At 70.0% G+C, this 21,200-nt stretch carries 24 protein-coding genes; 11 read left to right on the forward strand and 13 right to left on the reverse strand.

Going from position 1 to position 21,200, the window contains the following annotated elements; translation table 11 throughout:
• The first annotated feature begins 32 nt into the window (after positions 1-32).
• From EFA46_RS12240 to dpsA (EFA46_RS12260), 5 genes are all read left to right on the forward strand, one after another.
• Positions 33-1,370, forward strand: a complete 1,338-nt coding sequence (locus EFA46_RS12240; RefSeq protein ID WP_123077852.1) for an RNase J family beta-CASP ribonuclease — start codon at positions 33-35, stop codon at positions 1,368-1,370.
• A gap of 145 nt (positions 1,371-1,515) precedes the next feature.
• On the forward strand, positions 1,516-2,157 hold the full coding sequence (locus EFA46_RS12245; RefSeq protein WP_123077854.1) for an SDR family oxidoreductase: 642 nt from the start codon (positions 1,516-1,518) through the stop codon (positions 2,155-2,157).
• Positions 2,158-2,327: 170 nt separating this feature from the next.
• The gene (gene dpsA, locus EFA46_RS12250; protein ID WP_123077856.1) at positions 2,328-2,873 is read left to right on the forward strand and encodes a DNA starvation/stationary phase protection protein DpsA; all 546 of its coding nucleotides are present in this window, start codon (positions 2,328-2,330) and stop codon (positions 2,871-2,873) included.
• Between the two features lies 1 nt (position 2,874).
• A complete protein-coding gene (dpsA, locus tag EFA46_RS12255) occupies positions 2,875-3,456 on the forward strand; it encodes a DNA starvation/stationary phase protection protein DpsA (RefSeq protein WP_123077858.1) in 582 nt (193 codons plus the stop codon).
• Entirely contained in the window at positions 3,453-4,010 is a 558-nt protein-coding gene (gene dpsA / locus EFA46_RS12260) for a DNA starvation/stationary phase protection protein DpsA (RefSeq protein ID WP_123077860.1), read from the forward strand. The genes dpsA (EFA46_RS12255) and dpsA (EFA46_RS12260) overlap by 4 nt, the downstream gene beginning before the upstream one ends.
• 6 nt (positions 4,011-4,016) lie before the next feature.
• Here dpsA (EFA46_RS12260) and EFA46_RS12265 read toward each other — a convergent pair whose 3' ends face one another.
• The 3 genes from EFA46_RS12265 to EFA46_RS12275 form a co-directional block, all read right to left on the reverse strand.
• Positions 4,017-4,211, reverse strand: a complete 195-nt coding sequence (locus EFA46_RS12265) for a hypothetical protein (protein ID WP_123077862.1) — start codon at positions 4,209-4,211, stop codon at positions 4,017-4,019.
• A 141-nt stretch (positions 4,212-4,352) separates the two neighbouring features.
• Entirely contained in the window at positions 4,353-5,651 is a 1,299-nt protein-coding gene (locus EFA46_RS12270) for an OFA family MFS transporter (RefSeq protein WP_123077864.1), read from the reverse strand.
• 109 nt (positions 5,652-5,760) lie between these two features.
• Positions 5,761-7,002 carry an MFS transporter gene (locus EFA46_RS12275; RefSeq protein ID WP_123077866.1) on the reverse strand — a complete coding sequence of 414 codons (1,242 nt, stop codon included), beginning with the start codon at positions 7,000-7,002 and terminating at the stop codon, positions 5,761-5,763.
• Positions 7,003-7,211: 209 nt separating this feature from the next.
• On the opposite strand from EFA46_RS12275, the gene EFA46_RS12280 reads away from it, so the two are divergent.
• A complete protein-coding gene (locus EFA46_RS12280; RefSeq protein ID WP_255494103.1) occupies positions 7,212-8,654 on the forward strand; it encodes an MATE family efflux transporter in 1,443 nt (480 codons plus the stop codon).
• Position 8,655: 1 nt separating this feature from the next.
• Here EFA46_RS12280 and EFA46_RS12285 read toward each other — a convergent pair whose 3' ends face one another.
• The 6 genes from EFA46_RS12285 to EFA46_RS12310 all read right to left on the reverse strand — a co-directional run bounded on the left by EFA46_RS12285 (position 8,656) and on the right by EFA46_RS12310 (position 15,304).
• Positions 8,656-9,357 (reverse strand): CPBP family intramembrane glutamic endopeptidase, encoded by a 702-nt coding sequence (locus tag EFA46_RS12285; RefSeq protein ID WP_123077868.1) that lies wholly within the window; start codon positions 9,355-9,357, stop codon positions 8,656-8,658.
• Between the two features lie 60 nt (positions 9,358-9,417).
• On the reverse strand, positions 9,418-10,266 hold the full coding sequence (gene cruF / locus EFA46_RS12290; protein ID WP_123077870.1) for a bisanhydrobacterioruberin hydratase: 849 nt from the start codon (positions 10,264-10,266) through the stop codon (positions 9,418-9,420).
• Positions 10,259-11,086, reverse strand: coding sequence for a prenyltransferase (locus tag EFA46_RS12295; protein WP_123077872.1), 828 nt, complete (start codon positions 11,084-11,086; stop codon positions 10,259-10,261). The genes cruF and EFA46_RS12295 overlap by 8 nt, the downstream gene beginning before the upstream one ends.
• A complete protein-coding gene (locus EFA46_RS12300; protein WP_370529278.1) occupies positions 11,083-12,594 on the reverse strand; it encodes a phytoene desaturase family protein in 1,512 nt (503 codons plus the stop codon). The genes EFA46_RS12295 and EFA46_RS12300 overlap by 4 nt, the downstream gene beginning before the upstream one ends.
• Entirely contained in the window at positions 12,591-13,607 is a 1,017-nt protein-coding gene (locus tag EFA46_RS12305) for a phytoene/squalene synthase family protein (RefSeq protein ID WP_176969887.1), read from the reverse strand. Before EFA46_RS12305 ends, EFA46_RS12300 begins: the two co-directional genes overlap by 4 nt.
• Before the next feature lie 116 nt (positions 13,608-13,723).
• On the reverse strand, positions 13,724-15,304 hold the full coding sequence (locus EFA46_RS12310; protein ID WP_158604274.1) for a bacterio-opsin activator domain-containing protein: 1,581 nt from the start codon (positions 15,302-15,304) through the stop codon (positions 13,724-13,726).
• A 109-nt stretch (positions 15,305-15,413) separates the two neighbouring features.
• On the opposite strand from EFA46_RS12310, the gene EFA46_RS12315 reads away from it, so the two are divergent.
• Positions 15,414-15,662, forward strand: a complete 249-nt coding sequence (locus tag EFA46_RS12315) for a hypothetical protein (RefSeq protein WP_148040700.1) — start codon at positions 15,414-15,416, stop codon at positions 15,660-15,662.
• A gap of 246 nt (positions 15,663-15,908) precedes the next feature.
• On the opposite strand, the gene EFA46_RS12320 is transcribed toward EFA46_RS12315, so the two are convergent.
• Both EFA46_RS12320 and EFA46_RS12325 read right to left on the reverse strand, forming a co-directional pair.
• Complete coding sequence (locus tag EFA46_RS12320) at positions 15,909-16,229, reverse strand: helix-turn-helix domain-containing protein (RefSeq protein ID WP_123077882.1); 321 nt, start codon at positions 16,227-16,229, stop codon at positions 15,909-15,911.
• Between the two features lie 80 nt (positions 16,230-16,309).
• Positions 16,310-16,873 (reverse strand): FAD-dependent oxidoreductase, encoded by a 564-nt coding sequence (locus tag EFA46_RS12325; protein ID WP_123077884.1) that lies wholly within the window; start codon positions 16,871-16,873, stop codon positions 16,310-16,312.
• Positions 16,874-17,303: 430 nt separating this feature from the next.
• On the opposite strand from EFA46_RS12325, the gene EFA46_RS12330 reads away from it, so the two are divergent.
• Together EFA46_RS12330 and EFA46_RS12335 are read left to right on the forward strand one after the other, a co-directional pair.
• Positions 17,304-17,657, forward strand: coding sequence for an iron-sulfur cluster assembly accessory protein (locus tag EFA46_RS12330; RefSeq protein WP_123077886.1), 354 nt, complete (start codon positions 17,304-17,306; stop codon positions 17,655-17,657).
• An 18-nt stretch (positions 17,658-17,675) separates the two neighbouring features.
• On the forward strand, positions 17,676-17,978 hold the full coding sequence (locus EFA46_RS12335; RefSeq protein ID WP_123077888.1) for a hypothetical protein: 303 nt from the start codon (positions 17,676-17,678) through the stop codon (positions 17,976-17,978).
• Positions 17,979-18,008: 30 nt separating this feature from the next.
• On the opposite strand, the gene EFA46_RS12340 is transcribed toward EFA46_RS12335, so the two are convergent.
• The gene (locus tag EFA46_RS12340; RefSeq protein ID WP_123077890.1) at positions 18,009-18,761 is read right to left on the reverse strand and encodes a pirin family protein; all 753 of its coding nucleotides are present in this window, start codon (positions 18,759-18,761) and stop codon (positions 18,009-18,011) included.
• Between the two features lie 202 nt (positions 18,762-18,963).
• On the opposite strand from EFA46_RS12340, the gene sod reads away from it, so the two are divergent.
• A complete protein-coding gene (gene sod / locus EFA46_RS12345) occupies positions 18,964-19,566 on the forward strand; it encodes a superoxide dismutase (protein WP_123077892.1) in 603 nt (200 codons plus the stop codon).
• A 143-nt stretch (positions 19,567-19,709) separates the two neighbouring features.
• Here the strand turns inward: sod and EFA46_RS12350 are convergent, their stop codons facing one another.
• On the reverse strand, positions 19,710-20,654 hold the full coding sequence (locus EFA46_RS12350) for a helix-turn-helix domain-containing protein (protein ID WP_123077894.1): 945 nt from the start codon (positions 20,652-20,654) through the stop codon (positions 19,710-19,712).
• A gap of 127 nt (positions 20,655-20,781) precedes the next feature.
• Between EFA46_RS12350 and EFA46_RS12355 the strand changes: the two genes are divergently transcribed.
• Positions 20,782-21,198, forward strand: coding sequence for a Rieske 2Fe-2S domain-containing protein (locus tag EFA46_RS12355; RefSeq protein WP_123077896.1), 417 nt, complete (start codon positions 20,782-20,784; stop codon positions 21,196-21,198).
• The last annotated feature ends 2 nt before the right edge of the window (positions 21,199-21,200 follow it).

A 21,200-nucleotide genomic window follows, 5' to 3' on the forward strand; every position in this document is an offset into this window, starting at 1 on the left:
ACCGTCGGAACGCATTGATCGGCCACATACCTATGGAAATCGAAATCGCGACAATCGGCGGTTATCAGGAAGTCGGCCGCAACATGACGGCCGTCCGCATGGACGACGACATCGTCGTCTTCGACATGGGCCTCAACCTCTCGCAGGTCCTGATTCACGACGACGTGCGGACGGAGCAGATGCACAGCCTCGACCTCATCGACATGGGCGCCATCCCGGACGACCGCGTCATGAGCGAACTCGAGGGCGACGTGAAGGCCATCGTGCCGACGCACGGCCACCTCGACCACATCGGCGCCATCGGGAAGCTCGCGCACCGCTACGACGCGCCGGTCGTCGGCAGCCCGTTCACCATCGAGCTCGTCCGCCAGGAGATCGACGACGAGTCGAAGTTCGACGTCGACAACGACCTCGTGAAGATGGAGGCCGGCGAGACGATGGAGATCGGCGACGAGGTCGACATGGAGTTCGTCCACGTGACGCACTCCATCGTCGGCGCCGTCAGTCCCGTCCTCCACACGCCCGAGGGCGCGGTCGTCTACGGCCTCGACAAGCGCATCGACCACGACCCCGTCCTCGAGGACCCCTTCGACATGGAGCGCTTCGAGGAGCTCGGCCGCGAGGGCGTCCTCTGCTACATCGAGGACTGCACGAACGCGGGCCGGAAGGGTCGCACGCCCAGCGAGTCCGTCGCGCGTAAGCACCTCCACGACACGCTGAAGAGCTTCGAGGACTACACGGGCGGCATCGTCGCGACGACGTTCTCCAGTCACGTCTCCCGGGTCTCCAGCATCGTCGAGTTCGCGAAGGAGATCGGCCGCAAGCCCATCCTCCTCGGGCGCTCGATGGAGAAGTACACGAACACGGCGCGCGACCTCGGCTACCCGATCCCGGACGACCTCGAAATCTACGGCCATCGGCGCTCCCGCGAGCGCGCATTCAAGCGCATCATGAACGAAGGGAAGGGCAACTTCCTCCCGGTCGTCACCGGCCACCAGGGCGAGCCGCGCGCGATGCTCACCCGGATGGCGCGCGACGAGACGCCGTTCCAGTTCGACGACGGCGACAAGGTCGTCTTCAGCGCGCGCGTCATCCCCGAGCCCACGAACGAGGGCCAGCGCTACGCCGCCGAGAAGCTCCTGAAGATGCAGGGCGCGCGCATCTACGACGACATCCACGTCTCCGGCCACCTCCGCGAGGAGGGCCACTACCGGATGCTGCAGGCCGTCCAGCCGGAGAACATCATCCCCGCCCACCAGTCCCTCAGCGGCATCGCGCCGTACGTCGACCTCGCGGAGACGCAGGGCTACACGGTCGGCGAGGACCTCCACATCTCCCGGAACGGCAACGTCGTCCAGCTCACCGAGTAAGCGCGGAGCGGTCGGCGACGGACGCGGGAGCGCGGACGCGCGCTCGCCCGCGCCGACGACCGATTTCTCCCGGTTCTTCGCGGCCCCCGAGCGCGAGCGTCGGGTGGCCACGGCGTTCTTCACGCGCCCGTGAGTAGGGTCGCGCATGCGCGTTCTCGTCGCCGGCGCACACGGACAGGTCGGACAGCACGTCACGCGACTCCTCGCCGAGCACGACGCCCACGAGGCGGTCGGGATGGGGCGCGAGGCGGCCTATCGCGACGACATCGAGGCGCTCGGCGCCGAGTCGGTCGCCGGGGACGTCACCGACCCCGAAGAGCTCGAGGACGCGCTCGCGGGCTGTGACGCCCTGATCTTCGCCGCCGGCTCCGGCGGGGAGGACGTGTGGGGCGTCGACCGGGACGGCGCGATCAACTGCGTGGACGTCTGCGAGGAGGTGGGCGTCGAGCGCTTCGTGATGCTCTCCTCGATCAACGCCGACCGACCGGAGGAGAGCCCGGTCGAGCTGCGCGAGTACCTGCGCGCGAAGGCCGAAGCGGACGAGTACCTCCGCGAGAGCGCGCTGACGGAGACGGTGCTGCGACCGGGGGCGTTGACGAACGCGGACGGAACGGGGCGAGTCCGAGTCGGTCGCCATCTCGACCGGTCGGAAGCGACGATTCCCCGCGAGGACGTCGCGGCGACCCTGGTCGCGGCGCTCGACGCCGAGGCGACGTACGGAGTGACGTTCGAGGTGCTGAGCGGGGAGACGCCGATTCGGGAGGCGCTCGCGGATCCGTTGAACTGAGGCGCCCGGAGGGAGTGCTGTGAGGCGGCGCGTAACGAGTCAGCTGCGAGCCACGACGACCCCGGCGAGAAAGTTGGAGTTGTTTTAGGCGAACCGAAATTTAGGTAGTGCAAAATTTTGTTTCTGATGCAAGAACCTTTAAGTGGGTGGCGGACCAACTATGGAACGCAATGAGCACCCAGAAGACGATTCGCCGCGAAGCGGGTACCGTCGAAGAGAACGCCCTCCGACTCGATCAGGAGAAGGCAGAGCAGGTCGTCGACGCGCTGAACGTCGACCTCGCCGCGTCGTACGTCCTCTACCACCAGCTTCGCAAGCATCACTGGAACGTCGAGGGTGCCGAGTTCAACGACCTCCACGAGTTCCTCGGCGAGAAGGCCGAGGAAGCGGAGGACGCGGCGGACGACCTCGCCGAGCGCGCCCAGGCCCTCGGCGGCGTCCCCGTGAGCGGTCCCGCGACCCTCGAGGAGCACGCGCCCGTCGAGTTCGAGGGCGAGGACGTCTACGACATCCGCACGTCGCTCGAGAACGACCGCGAGATGTACGGCGACGTCATCGAGTCCGTTCGCGAGCACGTCGGCCTCGCGGAGGACCTCGGGGACTACGCGACGAGCGAGCTCCTCCGCGACGTCCTCGAAGACCTCGAGGACGCCGCCCACGAGATCGACCACTACCTCGAGGACGACACGCTCGTCCTCGAGAGCGCGACCCAGTGAGATGACGAGTCCACAGCACGGGCGACTCGTCCACGACCTCGAGGGCGCGACCGTCCGACAGGCGTGGGGGACGATGGAGGAGAACGCCGTCCGCATCGACCGGGCCGACGCCGAGCGGCTGGTCGAGGCGCTGAACGCCGACCACGCGGGCGCGTTCAACCTCTTCTACCTCCTGCGCAAGCACTACTGGACGGCGGAGGGCGCCGAGCACGAGGACGTCGCGGACGTCCTGAAGCGGGGCTATCAGCGCGCGCGCACCATCAACGACGACCTCGCCGAGCGCATCACGCAGCTCGGCGGCGTCCCCGCGAGCACGCCCCCGCAGCTCCAGGAGTACTCGCCCGTCCACCTCGAGGCCGAGCACCTCTTCGACCTGCGCGCGTCGCTCGAGGGCGACCTCGACGCGTACGCGACGCTCGTCGCGAGCATGCGCGAGCACGTCGCGCTCGCTGACGAGCTCGGCGACGAGGCGACGAGCGAACTCCTCCGCGAGCACCTCGAGGACCTCGAGGACGACGCCCACGACATCGAGGAGTTCCTCGCGGACGACACGCTCGTCACGACGGAGGCGATGCACCGATGAGCGCGCCACACCTCCGCAACCCCGGCGAGGACGCCCTGCGACGCGAGTGGGGCACCGTCGGCGGGAACGACCTCCGTATCGACCCGGCGGCCGCCGAGCGGCTGGTCGAGGCGCTGAACGCGGACCTCGCCGGCCTCTACATCCTCTTCAATCAGGTGCGCAAGCACTACTGGACGCTCGAGGGCGCCGAGGTCGGTCCGGTCGTCGAGTTCCTCGAGGGCGCGGCGGACCGCCTCGCGGAGATGACGGACGACCTCGCGATCCGCGTGCACGCGCTCGGCGGCGTCCCCGTCAACGGCCCGATGGGGTTCCGCCAGCACACGCCCATCGGCATCGAGGCGGGCGACGTCTACAGCCTCCGCGATTCGCTCGCGAACGACCTCGAGGGGTACGCGACGCTCGCGGCCCAGATGCGCGAACACGTCGAACTCGCCGCCGAACTCGGCGACGAGGCGACGCTCGAACTCGTGCGCGGGCACCTCCGGACGGTCGAGGTGGACGCGCACGACGTGGAGAAGATGTTGGCGGACGACACGCTCGTCCGCCGCGACTGACGCGCGCTATTCTTCGAGTTCGACGGTGAGGTCGGTGGCGATCCAGCCGTCGGTGTTGCCGCTCTCGGTGAAGACGCGGCGCTCGCCGTGCACTTCCCGACAGTTGACGGTCGGCGTGTCGGTCTGGTCGGCGTCGAAGTCGGGGTGGTCTGCGGTATCCTCCGTGTGCTCGGTGCGTGTCGACCGGCGCGTGGGAGTCATTGGCGCTGTTTAGGCAGACCTAAAGTAAAAACGTTCGGGTCCACACCCCCAATTTCGTGTGGTGCGGTAGCACACGCCACCGTGGGCGTGGTGCGCAAAAGCGGGGTGCGGCCGAATCCGCGAACCGCGAGTGTCGTCAGCTCAGATCGACGCTGCGGTGCCGATGTCCTGCAGCTTGCCGATGCGCCAGCGCAGCAGGAGCACGATTGCGAGGCCGACGACGAGCACGACGTTGATGATGTAGAGCGCGGTCGTGTAGCTCCCCGTCGACTCGAGGATGGTGGAGGCGAGCGTCGGGCCGGCGACGCCGGCGAAGCCCCACGCGGTGAGCGCGTAGCCGTGGATCGCGCTGACCTCCTTCGTCCCGAAGAGGTCGCTGAGGTACGCGGGGAGGCAGGCGAACCCGCCGCCGTAACACGTGATGATGGCGAAGAGGATCGCCGCGAGGACCCAGACGCCCGTGATCTGGGGCATCAGGAAGAACGCGACGATCTGGATGGCGAAGAACGCGCCGTAGGTCGTCGTCCGGCCGACGTAGTCGGAGAGGCTCGACCAGAAGATGCGGCCGCCACCGTTGAAGATGCCGATGTAGCCGGTGATGAACGCGGCGGTCGTCGTCGTCGCGCCGCCGAGCTGCACGAGGATCGGCGAGGCGTACGCGAGCAGCATGATGCCCGCCGAGACGTTGATGAAGATGATGAGCCACACCATGTAGAAGCGCGGCGTCCGGAGGGACTCGCGCGCGGTGAGGTTACTGAGGCCGGAGATCGCGGAGCGGGCCTCCTCGGCCGCGGACTCCGTCTGCTCCATGCCCGACGGGAGCCAGTCCTTCGGCGGCTTCGCGAGGTAGCTCGCGCCGAGCGCCATCAGCACGAAGTAGAGCGCGCCGAGCGTGAAGAACGTCGTCGCGATGCCGCCCTGCGTGTACTGGGCGCTGCCGGTGCTGAAGCGAAGCATGAGCTCGTTGCCGACGGGCGCGGTGAGGAGCGCACCGGCACCGAAGCCCATGACGGCGAGACCGGTCGCCATCCCGCGACGGTCCGGGAACCACTCGAGGAGCGTCCCGATGGGGGAGATGTAGCCGAGACCGAGGCCCATCCCGCCGATGAGGCCGAAGGTGATGAAGAACAGCGTGCGACTCCCCATCTGGACGCTGAGACCGGCGCCGATGGTGCCGAGGCCGTAGAGGACGGCGGCGCCCAATCCGGCCTTCCGTGGGCCGTACTTCTCGACGTAGCTACCGAGGAAGGCGGCCGTCATCCCGAGGACGAAGATGGCGATGGAGAACGCCAGCGAGACGCTGGAGCTGTCCCAGCCGAGCGCCTCGTTCAGCGGTATCTGATAGATACTGTACGCGTAGATCCCACCAATCGAGAGGTGGATCGCGACGGCGGAGATCGCGATCAGCCACCGATTCTTGCTCGCTGTGGTATCGGTCATGAATGATTCGGTCCGGTCGTAGAACCGGGGAAGTGATAAACCCTCTCCCCTCGGGTCGCGTTGTAACGCCAGAGGCGGCCGTTTCCGCCGGAATTTCTGTCAATAGTGTTTACTCCGGGTTCGTCGGCGAACCGGGGAGGTCGAGTCGGAGGAACGCCGGGAGCGCGAGCGCGACCACCCCGGCCTCGAGGAGGCCGGCGGTGAGGAAGGCGGCGCCGTAGCCCGCCGCCTCGACGACGGCGCTCCCGACCGCGAACCCGCCGAGGAAGCCGAGGTTCCCGAAGACGTTGAACCCGCCCATGGCGACGCCGCGGTCGTCCTCGTTCGCGAGGTCCGTCACGAGCGCCATCGTCGCCGGGGAGACGAACGCGCCCGCGACGCCGAGACACACCATCGCGACGGCGGCGAGCGCGAGCGTCGGCGCGAGGTAGACGGCGACGACGACGGCGCCGTAGCAGAGCGAGCCGACGGCGACCGGAAGCTTGCGCCCGACGCGGTCGGAGAGGACGCCCATCGGGTACTGGAGGAGCGCGAACGGCGCGAAGAAGAGGCCGAGGACGAGGCCGGCGCTCCCCGCGTCGAGGCCGAACGTCTCGCGGAAGTAGACGGTGCCGACGAGTGCGAAGAACCCCGCCGTCAGCCGGTCCATGAAGCCGAAGGCGTACGGGAAGGAGAGCGCGGGCGTCTCCCGGAGGCGCGCGAGCGCGTCCCCGAGCCCGGTCGTCGTCCCGGACGGGGCGCGGTCGGCGACGCGCGTCGCGAGGAGCGCGGCGACGCAGAGCGCGCCGCCCGCGACGAGCAGCGGGACGAACACGCCCATCTCGTAGAGCTGGCCGCCGACGGGCGCGCCGAGCGCCGTCCCCGAGCCGATGGCGATGCCGGCGGCGCCCATGTTCTTCCCGTGCCCGCCCTCGAGGTCCATCAGCATCGTCATCGAGAGCGAGAACGCGCCGATGGTGAACGCTCCCTGCACGAAGCGCGCGAGGAGGAGCCACTCGTAGGCGAGCGCGCCGCCACGGCCGAGGAACACGAGCAGGAGATAGCCGAGCGCGCCGCCGAGCGCGCCCGCGACGACGAACGGCGTCCGGCGGCCGGTGCGGTCGCTCAGGTGACCCCAGAGGCCGGCACAGAGCACGAAGCCCACGAACTCGGCGCCGAGGAACCACGCGCTCGCGTCGAGGGCGCCCGTCGCGCTCCCCGCGTGCGCGCCGAGCGCCGCGACGAGGTCGGTGACGCCCGGGTAGAGGAGGACCTGCCCGAAGAGGACGGCGAAGACGACGAGCGCGAGTGCGACGCGGTCGCGCTGAACGGGCGCGAGCGCGTCCCGGCGAGCGGCGAGGCGATGCGCCATACGGCACGGAGTACTCGCGCCCCCGGAATATACGCGTCGCTCCCCGCGACGAGCACGGCGCGTCTCGCGACTCCCGGCGCTCGCGTCGAACCGCCGGGAAGTGGGCGGATGAGTGGTGTCAGCCCACGGGACGCGGAGCGCCGAACCGGAACACGCGGCCGGGGAACGAACGCCTAAAACCCGCGTCGCGAAATACCCCATACCGTATCGTGTCCTCGCTCCCGAATCCCCTGCGTCTCGTCCTCGTCTACATCGGCCTCGCCCTCGCGCGCGTCGGCCTCATCGACGACGCCAACGTCCGCCGGACCGTCGACCTCGCGTGGCCGCGCATCCTCACCGGTCTCGCGCGCATGTCGAAGGGGGCGGCCGACGTCGCGATGGTCGGCGTCGCGCTCGGCGAAGTCGCCATCGCGGGCGTCGGCTTCGCCGGCCCCTACTGGGGGATGGCGTTCGCGTTGGGTGGCGGGCTCGCCGCCGGCACCATCGCGCTCGTCTCCCAGCGCTACAGCGCGGGCGCCTACGACGAGCTCGGGCAGGCCATCCGCACGAGCGGCGTCATCGTCCTCGCCGTCTCCGCGCCCGTCGGCGCGCTCTTCGTCCTCGCGCCGACGGAACTCATCTCCGTCCTCACCGACGACTCGCGGACGATCCGCTACGGCGCCGACTACCTCCGCGTCCTCGGCTTCGGCGTGCCGTTCGCCGCGCTGAACCTCGTCGGGAGTCGCGCGCTCATCGGCGCGGACGACGCGTGGACGCCGATGGTCCTCCGCGCGACGGGCGCGGTCGCGAACATCGGCCTGAACGCCGTCTTCATCTTCGGCCTCGGCCTCGGCGTCGTCGGCGCCGGCCTCGGCACCGCCCTCTCGAACGCCCTCATCGCCGCCGCGTTCGCGGTCGGGCTCGCGCGCGGGCGCCTCCCGCTCGTCGGCGACTTCCCAATCAGCGTCGATCCGACCGGACGCTACTTCGTCCGGGAGTTCGCGCGCGACATCACCACCATCGGCCTCCCCGTCATCGGACGCGGCAGCATCTGGACGGTCGCGCGCTTCCCGATGCTCGCGTTCGTCGGCCTCTTCGGGCCACAGGTCGTCGCCGCGTACATCGTCGCGCGGCGCATCTGGGGGCTGATGAACACGCCCGGGTGGGGGTTCGGCCTCGCGACGAGCAGCCTCGTCGGGCAGGCGCTCGGGCAGGACGACGAGGCGAGCGCCGCCATCTACGGGCGCGAGATATCCGTGTTCTCGGCCGCCACCTACCTCCTCTCGGCGGTCCTCGTCGTCGTGTTCGCGGAGCAGATCGTCGTCCTCTTCGTCGACGACCCCGCCTCGAAGACGGTGCCAATCGCGCGCGACTTCGTCTACGTCGCCGCGCTCGCCATCGTCCCGCAGGGCATCGCGAGCAGTCTCGACGGCGCGCTCGACGCCACCGGGGACACGCGCTGGCCGTTCTACGGGCGCATCGTCTCCATGTTCTGCCTCGCCGTCCCGTTCACGTATCTCGGCGCGACCACGTCGCTCGGCCTCCTCGGCATCTACCTCTCGTTCTTCGCGGAGACCACGGTGCCGGCGCTCGTCAACTACTGGCGCTTCCGCTCGGGGGCGTGGCGCCGGATCAGCCGCGAGTACCGCCCGGATCAGCCCTCGGGCGGGTAGCCTATGCCGTGACGTAGGCGACGACGAGCAGGACCGCGTTGTACGTCGCGTGCGTCGCGATGGGGACGGCGAGGTTCCCGGTGTACTCGTAGAGCGCGCCGAGGACGGCGCCGATGGCGGCGATGAGGAGCGCGCCCGCGACGATGGGGGCGAGCGCGCCCGTGTAGTTCGCGAGGTGCATCGAGCCGAAGAGGAGGCTCGAACCGAGGACGGCCGGGACGGGGCCGACGTGCTGGCGGAGTCGGCCCTGAACGGCACCCCGGAAGAGGAGTTCCTCGGCCGGCGCGACGAGGACGACCGAGAGCGCGGCGAGACCGAGGAAGAAGACGGGGTCGCGCGCGCCGACGTCGCCGACGACGGAGCCGGGAACGAGGTCGAGCGCGCTCAGCAGCGCGGAGAGGGCGACGGCGAGCGCGACGGCGGCGACGACGCCACCGGCCGCGACGAGCGCGTCGCGACGCGACGGCGCGGCGAGTCGGACGGGGACGCCGCGCCGGCGGACGTAGCCGTAGCCGACGGCGAGGAACCCGAGCTGGCCGGCGGCGGTCGACGCGAGGAGGACGCCCGTGGACTGGACGTCGTAGCCGAGGACGAAGAGCGGAACGAGGAAGACGACGCCGACGAGGAGCGAGACGAGGAGCGCGGCGAGCGTGAGGCCGACGGCTTCCGCGACCGCTCGCGCGGGACTGCCTGTCGTGGACATACGCTGCTAGCTCGCGCGGCGTCGGCAAAGCCGTTCGGGCGTCGCGTGCGCGCACGCGTCTCAGCGCCACGGGCGACCGCGTACCGGCCACTCGAGCGCGACGTCGAAGCGCTCGGTCCGCCAGAGCGCGGCGACGAGCGCGAGCGCCCCGAGCACCGGGAGCCAGTTCGCGAACGCGAGGTTGACGAGACCCCAGAGGAGGACGAAGCTCACGAGGTCGTCGAGCGCGAACGCGCAGGCCTCGAGGCGCGCGCGCAGTCGCTCGGGGTCGAACGCGCGGTCGAGCGCGAGCGCGGCGACGCTCGCGGAGAGGACCCACCCCACGTAGTTCGAGAGCGGGACGCCGTAGTAGACGCCGCCGTCGGCGTACGCCCAGAAGCCGAGCGCGACCGCGCCCGGGTCGAGGACGCCGTCGATGCCGACGACGAGGAGGACGACGGCGGGGAGGCGGACCCGGGGGTCGTCGGCGCGCGGGCCGAGCAGGAGGACGGTGAGGAGGAAGGCGTTGACGACGAGCGGCACGAAGAACAGCGGGAGCGCGAGCGGGACGCCTGCGAGCATCGGCCCGAGCTCGACGCCGTAGGCGAACTCGCCGTACGGCCACCCGGTCGTGGTGCCGACGTACTCGATGGCGTAGCTGTACGCGCAGAGGCCGCCGAGCGCGCCGGCGGCCCGCCGGTCGACGAGCGGCGCGAGGCCGGCGGCGAGCGGGAGGCGCAACATGAGCGTGCCCGCGACGAGCGCGACGGGGCTGAACGCGACCGCTGGAGGGAGGTAGCCCTTCGCGCCCGCGATCATCGAGCACGCGCCGACGAGCGGCGCGACGACGGCGAGCGTGAGGCGGTTCTCGGTGACGAACGCGTCGAGCGCGCGCTCGACGCGCCCGCGCGGCGGGAGGCGCTCACGCACGCACGACACCCCACAGCCCGCCGACGGTGAGGACCGCACCGACGGCGGCGTTGACGGCGGGGAACCACCAGTACGCGCGCTCGAGCGCGACGTCGCTGGCGTGGAGGCCGAGCGCGAAGAGCGGGTAGACGCCGAGCAGGAGGCCGGCGCGGACGTCGAGGAGGCCGAAGACGACGGCGGCGAGGAACCAGCACGCCCCGCAGTAGGCGAGCGCGCGCGTCTCCCCGAGGACGGTCGCGGTCGTGTCGATGCCGGCGCGCCGGTCCGGTTCGATGTCGGGAATCGCGGAGAAGGTGTGCATCGCCATCGTCCACAGCCACCCGCCGGCGATGGCGGGGAGCGGCGCCGTCTCGCCGGTGAGCGCGGCGTAGGCGGCGACGCCGGGGAGGACGTAGAGGCCGTTCGAGAGCGAGTCGAGCGGCGGTTTGGTCTTCAGGCGCGGCGGCGCGCTGTACGCCCACCCGAGGACGAGGAAGGCGAGTATCCACGGCGCGGTCACGGGGAGGGCGACGGCGAGCGCGACGCCGAGGAGGGCGCTCACGGCGACGGCCGCGACGAGCACGGGGTCGCCGCGATAGCGCCGCTCTCGCCCCTCCTTCTTCGGGTTCTCCGCGTCCACGTCCGCGTCGAAGACGTCGTTGGCGCCGTAGAGGTAGACGTTCGCGGGGAGGAGGAAGTACGCGAGGAGCGCGAGCGACGCGGGCGCGTAGAGGTCCGTCGTCGAGCGCGCCCCGTACGCGATGCCGACGAGCGCGGGGCCGGCGAGGTAGAGCCAGAACCGGGGGCGCGACTGGACGAGGAGGCGCCGAAGCCGACTCATGTCGTGTGCGTGCGTCGGCGCGCGTCCTCGAGGACGGCGTCGGCGGCGTGCTCGCCGCTGATGAGGCACATCGGGACGCCGATGCCGGGCCGCGTGAAGCCGCCGGTGTAGTAGAGGCCCTCGAGCGCGTCCGAGCGGTGGTCGGGGCGCAGCGGGCCGGTCTGCCGGAGGGTGTGCGCGAGGCCGAGCGCCGTCCCCTCGGCGGCGTTGTAGCGCTCGGTGAACTCGGAGACCGAGAAGCGTTCCTCGACGACGATACGGTCGCGGAGGTCGACGCCGGTGTTCGCGGCGATGTCGTCGAGGAGTCGGTCGCGGTAGGCCTCCCGGACCGCCTCGGTGTCGTCGAGGCCGGGCGCGATGGGGACGAGCGCGAAGAGGTTGCTGTGCCCGTCGGGCGCGACGGTGTCGTCCGTCTTCGAGGGCGCACAGAGGTAGTAGGCGGGGTCGTCGGGCCACGCGGGGTCGTCGAAGATGGCCTCGAAGTGCGGGCTCCAGTCCTCGGGGAGGACGAGCGTGTGGTGGGCGAGCCCTTCGACGTCGCCCTCGACGCCGAGGTAGACGAGGAACGCGGAGGGCGCGTAGGTGCGCGACTCCCAGTAGTCGGCGTCGTACTGGCGGTCCTCGGGGGCGAGCAACTCTTGCTCGGTGTGCTTGTAGTCGGCGTCGGAGACGACGACGTCGCTCGTGACGCGCTCGCCGCCCGCGAGCTCGACGCGCATCGCACCGCGCTCCCCGCGGATCGCGGTCACGTCCGCGCCCGTCCGATAGGTCACGCCGCGCTCCGCGCCGAGGTCGGCGATGCCGTCGACGACGGCGCCGAGGCCGCCCTCGGGGTAGTAGACGCCGAGGTTCAGGTCGACGTGACTCATCAGCGTGTAGAGCGCGGGCGTGTTCGTCGGCGACCCGCCGAGGAAGACGAGCGAGTACTGGACGAGCTGCTGGAGCTTCGGGTGCTCGAAGTACTCCTCGACGTGCTCCTGCATCGAGGAGAGGAGGCCGAGGCCGCGCGCGTTCCGAATGACGTCCCAGTCGACGTAGTCCCGGAAGCGCGGGCGGTCCGTGTAGACGAAGTGCTCCATGCCGACCTCGTAGGCCTCCTCGGACTGCACGAGGTACTCATCGAGGGCGTCACCGGCGCCGTCCTCGTAGGACTCGAAGAGCGCGCGCATCGTCGCGAGGTCGCCGGTGACGTCCACGGTGTCGCCGTCCGCTCGCGACTCGCCGTCCTTCCAGAAGACCCGATAGTGCGGGTCGAGGCGGTCGAGCGCGTAGTAGTCCGTGGGCTCGCGGTCGAAGGCGGCGAAGAAGCGCTCGAAGACGTCCGGCATCAGGTACCACGACGGCCCCATGTCGAAGCGGAAGCCGTCGCGTTCGAGGACGCTCGCGCGCCCGCCGAGCTGGTCGTTCTTCTCGACGACGGTGACGTCACAGCCGGCGTCCGCGAGGTAACACGCCGTCGAGAGCCCGCCGAACCCGCCGCCGACGACGGTGACGGACGGGCGGCTCACTCCCACACCCCCCGGAGCGTGGAGACGGCCGCACGCGCGCGGGTGCGAACGGAGCGCGCGGAGCGCCGCGAGCCGCGCTCGGCCTCGCTCCCGTCGACGCGCGGGACGTCGCTGACGGCGTAGAACGTCTCGACGGGGTCGTGGGTCCGCAACCAGTGATAGCCGGTCGCGGCGACGAGGAAGAGCCGCCGCGGCGTCGAGAGGGTGTGGCGCTCGCTGAGCGTGTCGTAGCCGTGCTCGCGGATGACGCGGTGGTGGTCGGCGTAGAGGACGGCGGCGAGCAGGACGGCGAACTGGCAGTCCTCGGGGAGGAACTCGATGCCGGCGATGCCCTCGCGGTAGAGGCGCTCGGTGCGCCGGAGCTCCGCGCGCATCAATGCGGCGTAGCGCTCGGAGAACGAACAGTCCTCGATCTCCTCGACGGTGACGCCGTGGGCGTCGAGGCGCTCCGTGGGGAGGTAGATGCGGTCGTAGTCCCGAACGTCCTCCCGAACGTCCCGGAGGAAGTTCGTGAGCTGGAAGGCCTCGCCGAGCGCCTTCGCGTGCGGCCGGGCGGCCGCGACGTCCGCCTCGCTCATCTCGTCGCCGGCCGCCATCACGTCGAGCATCATGTAGCCGACGGAGACGGCGGAGCCGCGCAGGTAGGCCTCGAGGTCGTCGTGGGTCTCGTAGCGTCGCGTCTCCAGGTCCATCGCCATCACGTCGAGGAACGTCTCCGTCTCCTCGCCCGGGATGTCGTAGGTGTCCGCGAGCTCGCGATAGGCCTCGAGGACCGGGTCGTCCGTCTCCGCGCCCTCGAGGACGGCGGCGCGGATCTCCTCGAGTTCGCGGCGCTGGCGCTCGGCGTCCCGGTCGGTGTCGTCCACCACGTCGTCCGCGACGCGGAAGAACCCGTAGAGGACGTACGTGGGGCGACGGACGCGCTCGGGAAGGAGGCGCGTCGCGAGGTGGAACGTGGGACCGGTCCGCTGCTGTATCGCCTTGCTCGTGGCGACGTCGTCGGGGGATACCATGATTCGTGACGCGGCCACACCCGGCGGCGTCGAAGACGGTCGGTACGCGCGGGCCCGTGGCTTCAGTAACGCTACACTCGGCGCCGGTAAGAGAGTGGTGCCCGACTAGTAAGGTATCACCAGTCGAAGGCGGCGGCGAACACCTTCCGCTCGGCGGCCCGGAGGTGCTGGTGGAAGGTCGAGCGCGAGATGCCCATCGACTCCGCGAGCGCGTCGCCGGTCACCGAGCGGTTCGCGTCGTAGTAACCCGAGAGGTAGGCCTTCTGGAGCGCCGTGAACTGGCGGGTTGTGAGCGCGTCACCGAGGCTCTCGAGCGCCGCGCGCTCCGTCGTCGGCGGGCGCTCGCTCTCCCGGTAGCTGACGACCTCGACGGCCGGGTAGCGCTCGCGGACGCGTTCGACGACGGCGCGGGCGTCCGAACTCGCCGGGAGGTCGACCTCGATGCGTCCGACGCCGTCCGTCGCGTGCATCTCGCGCACGCGCACGCCGCGCTCCGCGAGGTCGTCGACGAGCGACCCCCCGCGCAGGCGACACTCGAAGAGGCTCGCCGCCTCGGCGTCCCCGACGACGTCCATCGACGCGATTGCGGGGACGTCGTCCGCCGCCGCCACCACCGTCTCGGCGTCGGCGTCGACGTCGAAGAAGAGCAACGGCGCGTCCGCCTCGTCCACCATGCCCCGATAGCGCACCGTCGCGTCGAGACGCGTCGAGAGGTCGACGACGAACAGCGACGTATCGGAGAGTTCGAACTCGACGGTGACCGTCTGGTCGGCCGCGATGAGGCGGCGTGACTCGCGCGCGCTCAGCGCCGTCGCGACGGTGCGGCCGAGCGACTCGAGGACCGTCCGCTCCGACTCGTCGAGCGCGGCGGCGGTCGGCGCGGCGACCACGAGCACGCCGTACGTCGTCCCGCGATAGCAGAGCGGGATGGCGGCGACGCCGCCGACGTCCGCGAGCGGCACGCAGTCGCTCGCGCGAGCGCCGGTGACGTGCTGGACGCGGCTGGTCCGCACGGCGCGCGCCGCCGGGTGGTCGGCGTCACGGGGGACGGCGAGTGCGGCCACGTCGACGTCGGTGGCGTCGCGGCCGCGCCACGCGTGCGGGCGAACCTCCCCGGAGGCGTGGTCGACGTCGCCGAGCCAGACGAGCGAGTAGGCGTCGACGGCGGCGAGGCGCTCACAGACGGCGTCCTCGACGTTCGCGCGCCCGTCGGCGCTCACGACGGCGCGCGTCACGTCCGCGACGACGCCTTCGAGGCGCTCGAGGAGGCGGGCGAGCGACGCGCGCTCGCGCTCGAGGGCGGCCTCCGCGCGCTTGCGCGCCGTGACGTCCGACTGGAAGCCGACGAAGTGCGTCACGCGTCCGTCGTCGTCGCGCAGGGGCGCGACCGTCACCTCGTTCCAGAACACCTCGCCGTCGGCGCGGTAGTTGCGGAGGACGACCGTCGTCGGCTCCTCGGCCGCGACGGCATCCCGGAGGTCGGCGACCGCCTCGTCGGCCGTCTCGGGCCCCTGGAGGAACCGGCAGTTGCGCCCGAGGACGTCCTCGCGCGCGTAGCCCGTGATGCGCTCGAAGGCGTCGTTGACGTAGACGAGCGGGTTGTCGGGGCGGGTCGGGTCGGTGACGGCGATGCCGACCGGGGCCTCCGCCATCGCCCGGAGTCGCACGTCTGGGAGCGTGTCGGCCGATGCGTCCATGGCCGACACTAGGGGGCGAGTGCCCAAATGAGCGTTCCGGACGTGGTAGAACTGGTCGTATTTGACTATATTCGTATAGTATAAGTGCATCCGAGTACGAAGTCGAAGTATGTCTGATGATGTGTCCACGAAGTCCGGCAAGAAATCGTACGATGCGGAGTTCGAGTCGACAGTCGACGCGGTGCGCGCCGCGGACGGCGAGGCCGACGACCCGCCCGCCGTCCGCGGCGTCGTCGAAGTGAGCGGTGGCGAGTCGGAGTTCACGCTCTACCCGCCCGACGTCGAGGAAGCCGCCCTCCCGACGACGTGGCTGTCGGCGCGCGAGGGCTCGTACGTCTCGCTCGACGACTACCGCTGAGTCCGCCACGGCGGTGTCGCGAGCGTGCGCCACAGCGGCGCGTATGGCTCACGTGTATGGCTCTCGGTGCCGCGCCCACTCGCCGCGACGGCGAGCGATCCGACACCGTGCTGTCCGCCGTTCTCGTCCGCACCGACGAGCCGCACGCTCGCCGTCACCGGCCAGCCGATTCGGAGAGATACCAATGAGATTAACTATATGTGAAAGAGATACGTCTCGCGCATCGGGGCGACGCCGGTTGTGGGCTTACGCGTCCCGATACTCGTCGGCCCACGTTTCGACGGCATCGAACACCGGCGCGAGAGCGCGGCCACGCGCCGTCAACCGGTAATAGGTCGCAATCGGGCGCTCCTGCACGCGGCGCTGGACGAGCCCGGTGGTCGCGAGGTCGTCGAGGACGCGCGGGAGCGTCGACGGACTGCTCCCAGTCCGGCGTTCGAGCTCGCTGAAGCGGTGTTCGCCGTCCCGAAGCGCGTGGAGGATGCGGAGGTGCCACTCGGAGCCGACCGTCTCGGCGAACCACCGAATCGCGCGCGTGGGACTTTCTCCGTCTGTTCTGTCTACCATGCGGTGAGGCGAGAGGAGAGCGCGGGGGTTCGGGCGCGTGTGCGCCGGTCGCTACAGGGCCGCGTCCGACTTCGTTCCCCTCAGATTTCGGGAACGTCGGACGGCATGTCGAAGTCGTGATAGTACTCGCCCTTCTCCTTCGAAAGGATGTCGAGGACGGCGGCGGCGCCGTCACCGACGGCGATTGCGGCCTGCCACTTCGTGTCGCGGCCCATCGCGCCGGTGGCGTAGACGCCGTCGATGGAGGTCTGCATGTCGACGTTCACGTCGACGACGTCCTCGTCGGTGAACGCACAGCCGAGGTCCTCGGCGAGGTCGCGATTGCCGCCGGTCGCGAGCACGACGTAGTCGGCCTCGTACTCGCCGTCCTCGGTCGTAAGCGCGAAGCCGTCCTCCGTCTCCTCGACGCTCGTGACCTCCTCGTCCTCGTGGAGGTCGGCACCGCGCGAGTCCGCCTGCTTCTGCGCGATGTCGATGAACGTCATCCCGTCGATGGAGCGCACGCCCGGGTAGTTGAAGAGGTGGGCCTTGTGCATCCACGTCTCGTCGGTGTCGAAGACGACCGTCTCGAGGTCGTTCTTCGCGGCGAACTGTGCGGCACTCAGGCCGGCGGGACCGCCGCCGACGACTGCTACGTCTACCATACGTGTTCGTGACAGCGCGGACGTAAAGAGGTTTACCATCTGGTCAAGAGTTGAACCACGCGCCGGCCGTCCACACGAATCGCCCGTGGTCGAACGGCCCAAAGACGTATAGGGGGCCGCTGTACAGAGATACAGTTGTAATACCGAGAGGTCCCGTCGAGGCGGGCAACGCGGCGTCGAAGCGGGGGCTCGACGACCCCGGTCTGGCCGTCGCCGCCACCGGCCACGACGACCGCTCGACGCCGCTGCCGCCGGGGGTCGCGTCGCCGACCACGGCGTCGGCGCCCGAGTCTCGCGTGTCTCGGCCGCTGGCGGGGATGCCGCACCCGCGACGGCCGACACCGCCGAGCGCGTCCAGAAGGGGCGTGCGTCCGCGTCCTGTATTCCCGTACAGGAACGCCTCTTGTCGGTGGAGCGCGTATCCACGCGCATGTCCACCGCAGACGCCACACCGACCGTCGACGTCACCGAACCAGCCGCCGAACAGGCGCTCGCCCTACTGGAGGGCGAGGGCATGGACACGGACGTCGCGGGTCTGCGCCTCTTCGTCCAGCAGGGCGGTTGTGCCGGCCTCTCCTACGGGATGCGCTTCGACGGCGCGCCCGAGGACGACGACGACGTCGTCGAGGCCCACGGCCTCCGCGTCTTCGTCGACCCCGCGAGCGAGCAGTACGTCGAGGGGTCCGTGCTCACCTACGAGACCGGCCTCGAGAACGCCGGCTTCGACGTCGAGAACCCGAACGTCTCCCGCGAATGCGGCTGCGGCGAGTCCTTCCGAACGTGAGCGCCGTGGGGTCCGGCCGTGAGTGACGCCGCGATGGCCGCTCGGGCGCGCGTCGTCGGCCGCCTCCGACCGGGCGACTGCGTCCGGGGCCGCCTCGCAGGGGGCGGCGTGTTCGACGCGGACGTCGTCGGGGCCGAGCGCGACGCGGCCGGCGTCCGGGTCGCCCTCGTGCCGACCGGCGTGAGCCCGGCGTCGACGCGCTGGCGTCTGTACGTCCCACGCACGCGCGGCGCGTGGCGCTCGCCGCGCTTCGAGCGGCGACTCGACGGCGCGTGGACGACGCACGACACGGTTGTCGAACTCAGGCGCCGCTGCCGGTAGCGAGCGCGTAGAAGGGAAAAGACGCCGACCTCAGAAGACGAACGGGCCCTGCTGGCGGATGGGTTCGTCGTGGGGTTCGCCGGCGACGGCGACGAGGCGCAGTACGCCCTCGTCGCTCGCCACCTCGACGTCGCGTGCGTCCGTAACGGGGAGGACGTCGCCGACGCCGAAGTCGCTCCCGTCCACGGTGCCCTCGCCCTCGACGCCGTAGAGGAAGCCCGACCAGCCCTCGGGCATCGACCACGTCCACGCGTCCGAGACGTGAACGTCGAGGTACTCCATCTCCGTGCGGAGGTCGATGGGGGAGCCCTCGCCGACGACGGTGGTGACGGTCGCGCCGTCGCGCTCCTCCGTGGGGAGGTCCTCGCTCGAGGCGTCGATGTAGTCGGGGTCGGCCTCCTTCTCCGAACGCGGGAGGTTCACCCAGAGCTGGAGGCCGTTACAGGCCTGCCCGTCGGCGGGGAACTCGGAGTGGCGGATGCCGCTCCCGGTCGTGATGCGCATCACGTCGTCCTCGTAGGCGGTGTGCTCGACGCCGAGGGAGTCCTCGTGGTCCATCCCGCCCTCGATCATGTAGGAGACGATTTCGAACCCCTTGTGCGGGTGCATCGGGAAGCCCTTGTCCGGGTCGATGTAGAAGCGCTCGAAGAGGACGAACGGGTCGAGGTTCCCGGGATAGTTGTTCGTCGGGAACGCGCGATTCGAGTTCACGCCGGTCCCGTGCTGGACGGTCTGCCCCGCGACGGGGTCGTCGGGACCGCGCGCGGTCTCGTCTGTAGCCATACACGACGGGATGCCCTCAGTACTGATAAGCATCCCGTATGCGGAAGAGAAGTAGTGGCAGGACACCGACTATCTTATTCTGAAGAACGAAAATGCCACCTAATAGAGCTTCTAGCGGACCTTTCCAAATAGTCAGGTATCGTACTCAAATGTGGTACAGCGAACGTTCATATCCGTCCCGTGTATAGTGGGTGGTGTAGACATGAGCGATTACGAACTGCCGCCGCTACCGTACGAGTACGACGCACTGGAACCGAGCATCAGCGAGCAGGTGCTGAACTGGCATCACGACACGCACCATCAGGGCTACGTGAACGGCTGGAATTCCGCCGAGGAAACCCTCGAGGAGGCCCGCGAGGAGGGCGACTTCTCCGGCTCCGCCGGCGCCATTCGGAACGTCACCCACAACGGCTCCGGTCACGTCCTCCACACGCTCTTCTGGGAGTCGATGGGTCCCGAGGGCGGCGACGCGCCCGAGGGCGACCTCGCGGAGCGCATCGAGGAGGACTTCGGGTCGTACGAGGCGTGGAAGGGCGAGTTCGAGGCGGCCGCGTCCGCCGCAGGCGGCTGGGCGCTGCTGGTGTACGACACGCACAGCAACCAGCTGCGCAACCTCGTCGTCGACAAGCACGACCAGGGCGCGCTCTGGGGCGCACAGCCCATCCTCGCTCTCGACGTCTGGGAGCACTCCTACTACTACGACTACGGTCCCGCTCGCGGCGACTTCGTGAGTGCGTTCTTCGACGTCGTCGACTGGGAGGAGCCCTCGGCGCGCTACGAGCAGGCCGTCGAGCGATTCGAGTAACGCGGTTCCGTAGCAAACCCCGCACACGCGAGCGGCCCATTTATTCTCCGACGGTTGGCATCCCGTCGTGGGGCCCACCCGGCCCCGTTCTCACGTCTCGAAGAGCGACCGCACCGACCTGTGTCGCCGACGCGCGAGGCGGACTACTGCGTGAGCCCTTCGACGACGGCGGTGTCCACGACGGCGCCGGCCTCGTCGACGCGCACGTGGAGTTCGTCGCCCTCACACGGGAGCGCGAGTTCGACGCGGAGCGGGTCCTCGGAGACGACGGCCGTGCGCGTGTCGCTGACGCACCAGTCGAAGTGCCAGAAGGGCTCGGTGCTGAGGTCGACGTCGCGTTCGGCGAAGAAGACGAGGACGGGCGCGGCGTCGAGGAGGGTGACGCCGAGCGTGGACCGAAGACGGTAGTTACAGCGCTCGCAGACGTGCTCGACGGCGACGTCGAGGTCGGAATCGTCGGGGTCGCGGACGAGCGTCGTCTCGACGCTGCCGGTGCATTCGGGGCAGACGCCGTCGGCGGCGAGACAGTAGTGGTGGCGAACGTAGTGGTGGAAGGCCGCGAGGAGGTCCTCGGTGGAGCGGTCGTCGAGGCCACCGGAGGGGAACGGATAGCTCACTTGGACGGCGCCACAGTCCGTGCAGCCGATGGTGAGCGTGTCGTCGACGTACCAGCCGTGGAGGTCACCCCCGCAGTCGTAGCAGTCGCCGCTCGCGGGGAAGAAACCGAGCTGTGCGCGCTCGGTGAGCGTCCCCGTGAAGATGGCGCTCACGACCTTGCGCCCCGGTGAGCGGAACTCGTAGCCGTCGTCGCCCTGCTTGACGAAGTGACCGGTGAGCTTGCGGAGGTGGTAGCTGAAGTTCGCGCTGTCGTCGATGTCGACGCGCTCGAAGAGGTCGGTGAAGCTGACGGGGTCGTCGTCGGCACCGAGTTCGAGGAGCGCGCGGAGGATGTCGACCCGCGTGTCGTTGCCGAGGACGGAGAACACCTCCGCCGGGAGCATCCGCGATTCGGTCCGGGGGGTTGGCGGGTCGGCGCGCTCGGTGTCCGCCTCCGCGCCGGCGTCCGCCGTCCGGTCGAACTGGCTCATGGACGACCTATCGTTTACCAGGTGGTAAAGCCTATCGGGTGCGGGCGGCGCTACCGCTCGCGGCCGCGTTCACGGCGTCGCGCGCTGCGGACGCCACGCTTTTGCCGGACTTCCCCGTAGCCCGGATATGGTCGACGGCACCAAGATCACCGACCTCGAGTCGGTCCCGCTCCTCGGGTCGTACCTCTTCACCGCCGAGGACATGTTCACGAACGAGGAGGAGGTCATCCTCGTGCGCTGCGACGACGACCCCGGCGTCGAGGCGTGGGTGAACAACTGCCCGCACGAGAGCCAGCGCTTCGACCGGGGGGACGGCGCGCCGATGCGCGACGGCGAAATCGTCTGCCCGAAGCACGGCTCGCACTTCGACGCCTGTACCGGCGAGTGCGACAACGGCGAAGCCGCCGGAACGACGCTCCCGGACGTCGACATCGCCGTCGAGGACGGCGCCGTCTACCTCACGGACGACGACTACACCTACCTCCACGCGGGCCCCGCAGAGGAGGACGACGGCCCCGGTTCGACCTCGCACCTCTCGTTCTGAGG

It is taken from the genome of Halarchaeum sp. CBA1220 (assembly GCF_003721175.2).
Classification (GTDB): Archaea; Halobacteriota; Halobacteria; order Halobacteriales; family Halobacteriaceae; genus Halarchaeum; species Halarchaeum grantii.

What these genes read in the sequence shown, in the direction of transcription:
- EFA46_RS12240 (WP_123077852.1), top strand. Translation starts at nt 33, where the DNA reads ATGGAAATCGAAATCGCGACAATCGGCGGTTATCAGGAAGTCGGCCGC.
- EFA46_RS12245 (WP_123077854.1), top strand. Translation starts at nt 1,516, where the DNA reads ATGCGCGTTCTCGTCGCCGGCGCACACGGACAGGTCGGACAGCACGTC.
- dpsA (WP_123077856.1), top strand. Translation starts at nt 2,328, where the DNA reads ATGAGCACCCAGAAGACGATTCGCCGCGAAGCGGGTACCGTCGAAGAG.
- dpsA (WP_123077858.1), top strand. Translation starts at nt 2,875, where the DNA reads ATGACGAGTCCACAGCACGGGCGACTCGTCCACGACCTCGAGGGCGCG.
- dpsA (WP_123077860.1), top strand. Translation starts at nt 3,453, where the DNA reads ATGAGCGCGCCACACCTCCGCAACCCCGGCGAGGACGCCCTGCGACGC.
- EFA46_RS12265 (WP_123077862.1), bottom strand. Translation starts at nt 4,211, where the DNA reads ATGACTCCCACGCGCCGGTCGACACGCACCGAGCACACGGAGGATACC.
- EFA46_RS12270 (WP_123077864.1), bottom strand. Translation starts at nt 5,651, where the DNA reads ATGACCGATACCACAGCGAGCAAGAATCGGTGGCTGATCGCGATCTCC.
- EFA46_RS12275 (WP_123077866.1), bottom strand. Translation starts at nt 7,002, where the DNA reads ATGGCGCATCGCCTCGCCGCTCGCCGGGACGCGCTCGCGCCCGTTCAG.
- EFA46_RS12285 (WP_123077868.1), bottom strand. Translation starts at nt 9,357, where the DNA reads ATGTCCACGACAGGCAGTCCCGCGCGAGCGGTCGCGGAAGCCGTCGGC.
- EFA46_RS12295 (WP_123077872.1), bottom strand. Translation starts at nt 11,086, where the DNA reads ATGAGTCGGCTTCGGCGCCTCCTCGTCCAGTCGCGCCCCCGGTTCTGG.
- EFA46_RS12305 (WP_176969887.1), bottom strand. Translation starts at nt 13,607, where the DNA reads ATGGTATCCCCCGACGACGTCGCCACGAGCAAGGCGATACAGCAGCGG.
- EFA46_RS12310 (WP_158604274.1), bottom strand. Translation starts at nt 15,304, where the DNA reads ATGGACGCATCGGCCGACACGCTCCCAGACGTGCGACTCCGGGCGATG.
- EFA46_RS12315 (WP_148040700.1), top strand. Translation starts at nt 15,414, where the DNA reads ATGTCTGATGATGTGTCCACGAAGTCCGGCAAGAAATCGTACGATGCG.
- EFA46_RS12320 (WP_123077882.1), bottom strand. Translation starts at nt 16,229, where the DNA reads ATGGTAGACAGAACAGACGGAGAAAGTCCCACGCGCGCGATTCGGTGG.
- EFA46_RS12325 (WP_123077884.1), bottom strand. Translation starts at nt 16,873, where the DNA reads ATGGTAGACGTAGCAGTCGTCGGCGGCGGTCCCGCCGGCCTGAGTGCC.
- EFA46_RS12330 (WP_123077886.1), top strand. Translation starts at nt 17,304, where the DNA reads ATGTCCACCGCAGACGCCACACCGACCGTCGACGTCACCGAACCAGCC.
- EFA46_RS12340 (WP_123077890.1), bottom strand. Translation starts at nt 18,761, where the DNA reads ATGGCTACAGACGAGACCGCGCGCGGTCCCGACGACCCCGTCGCGGGG.
- sod (WP_123077892.1), top strand. Translation starts at nt 18,964, where the DNA reads ATGAGCGATTACGAACTGCCGCCGCTACCGTACGAGTACGACGCACTG.
- EFA46_RS12350 (WP_123077894.1), bottom strand. Translation starts at nt 20,654, where the DNA reads ATGAGCCAGTTCGACCGGACGGCGGACGCCGGCGCGGAGGCGGACACC.
- EFA46_RS12355 (WP_123077896.1), top strand. Translation starts at nt 20,782, where the DNA reads ATGGTCGACGGCACCAAGATCACCGACCTCGAGTCGGTCCCGCTCCTC.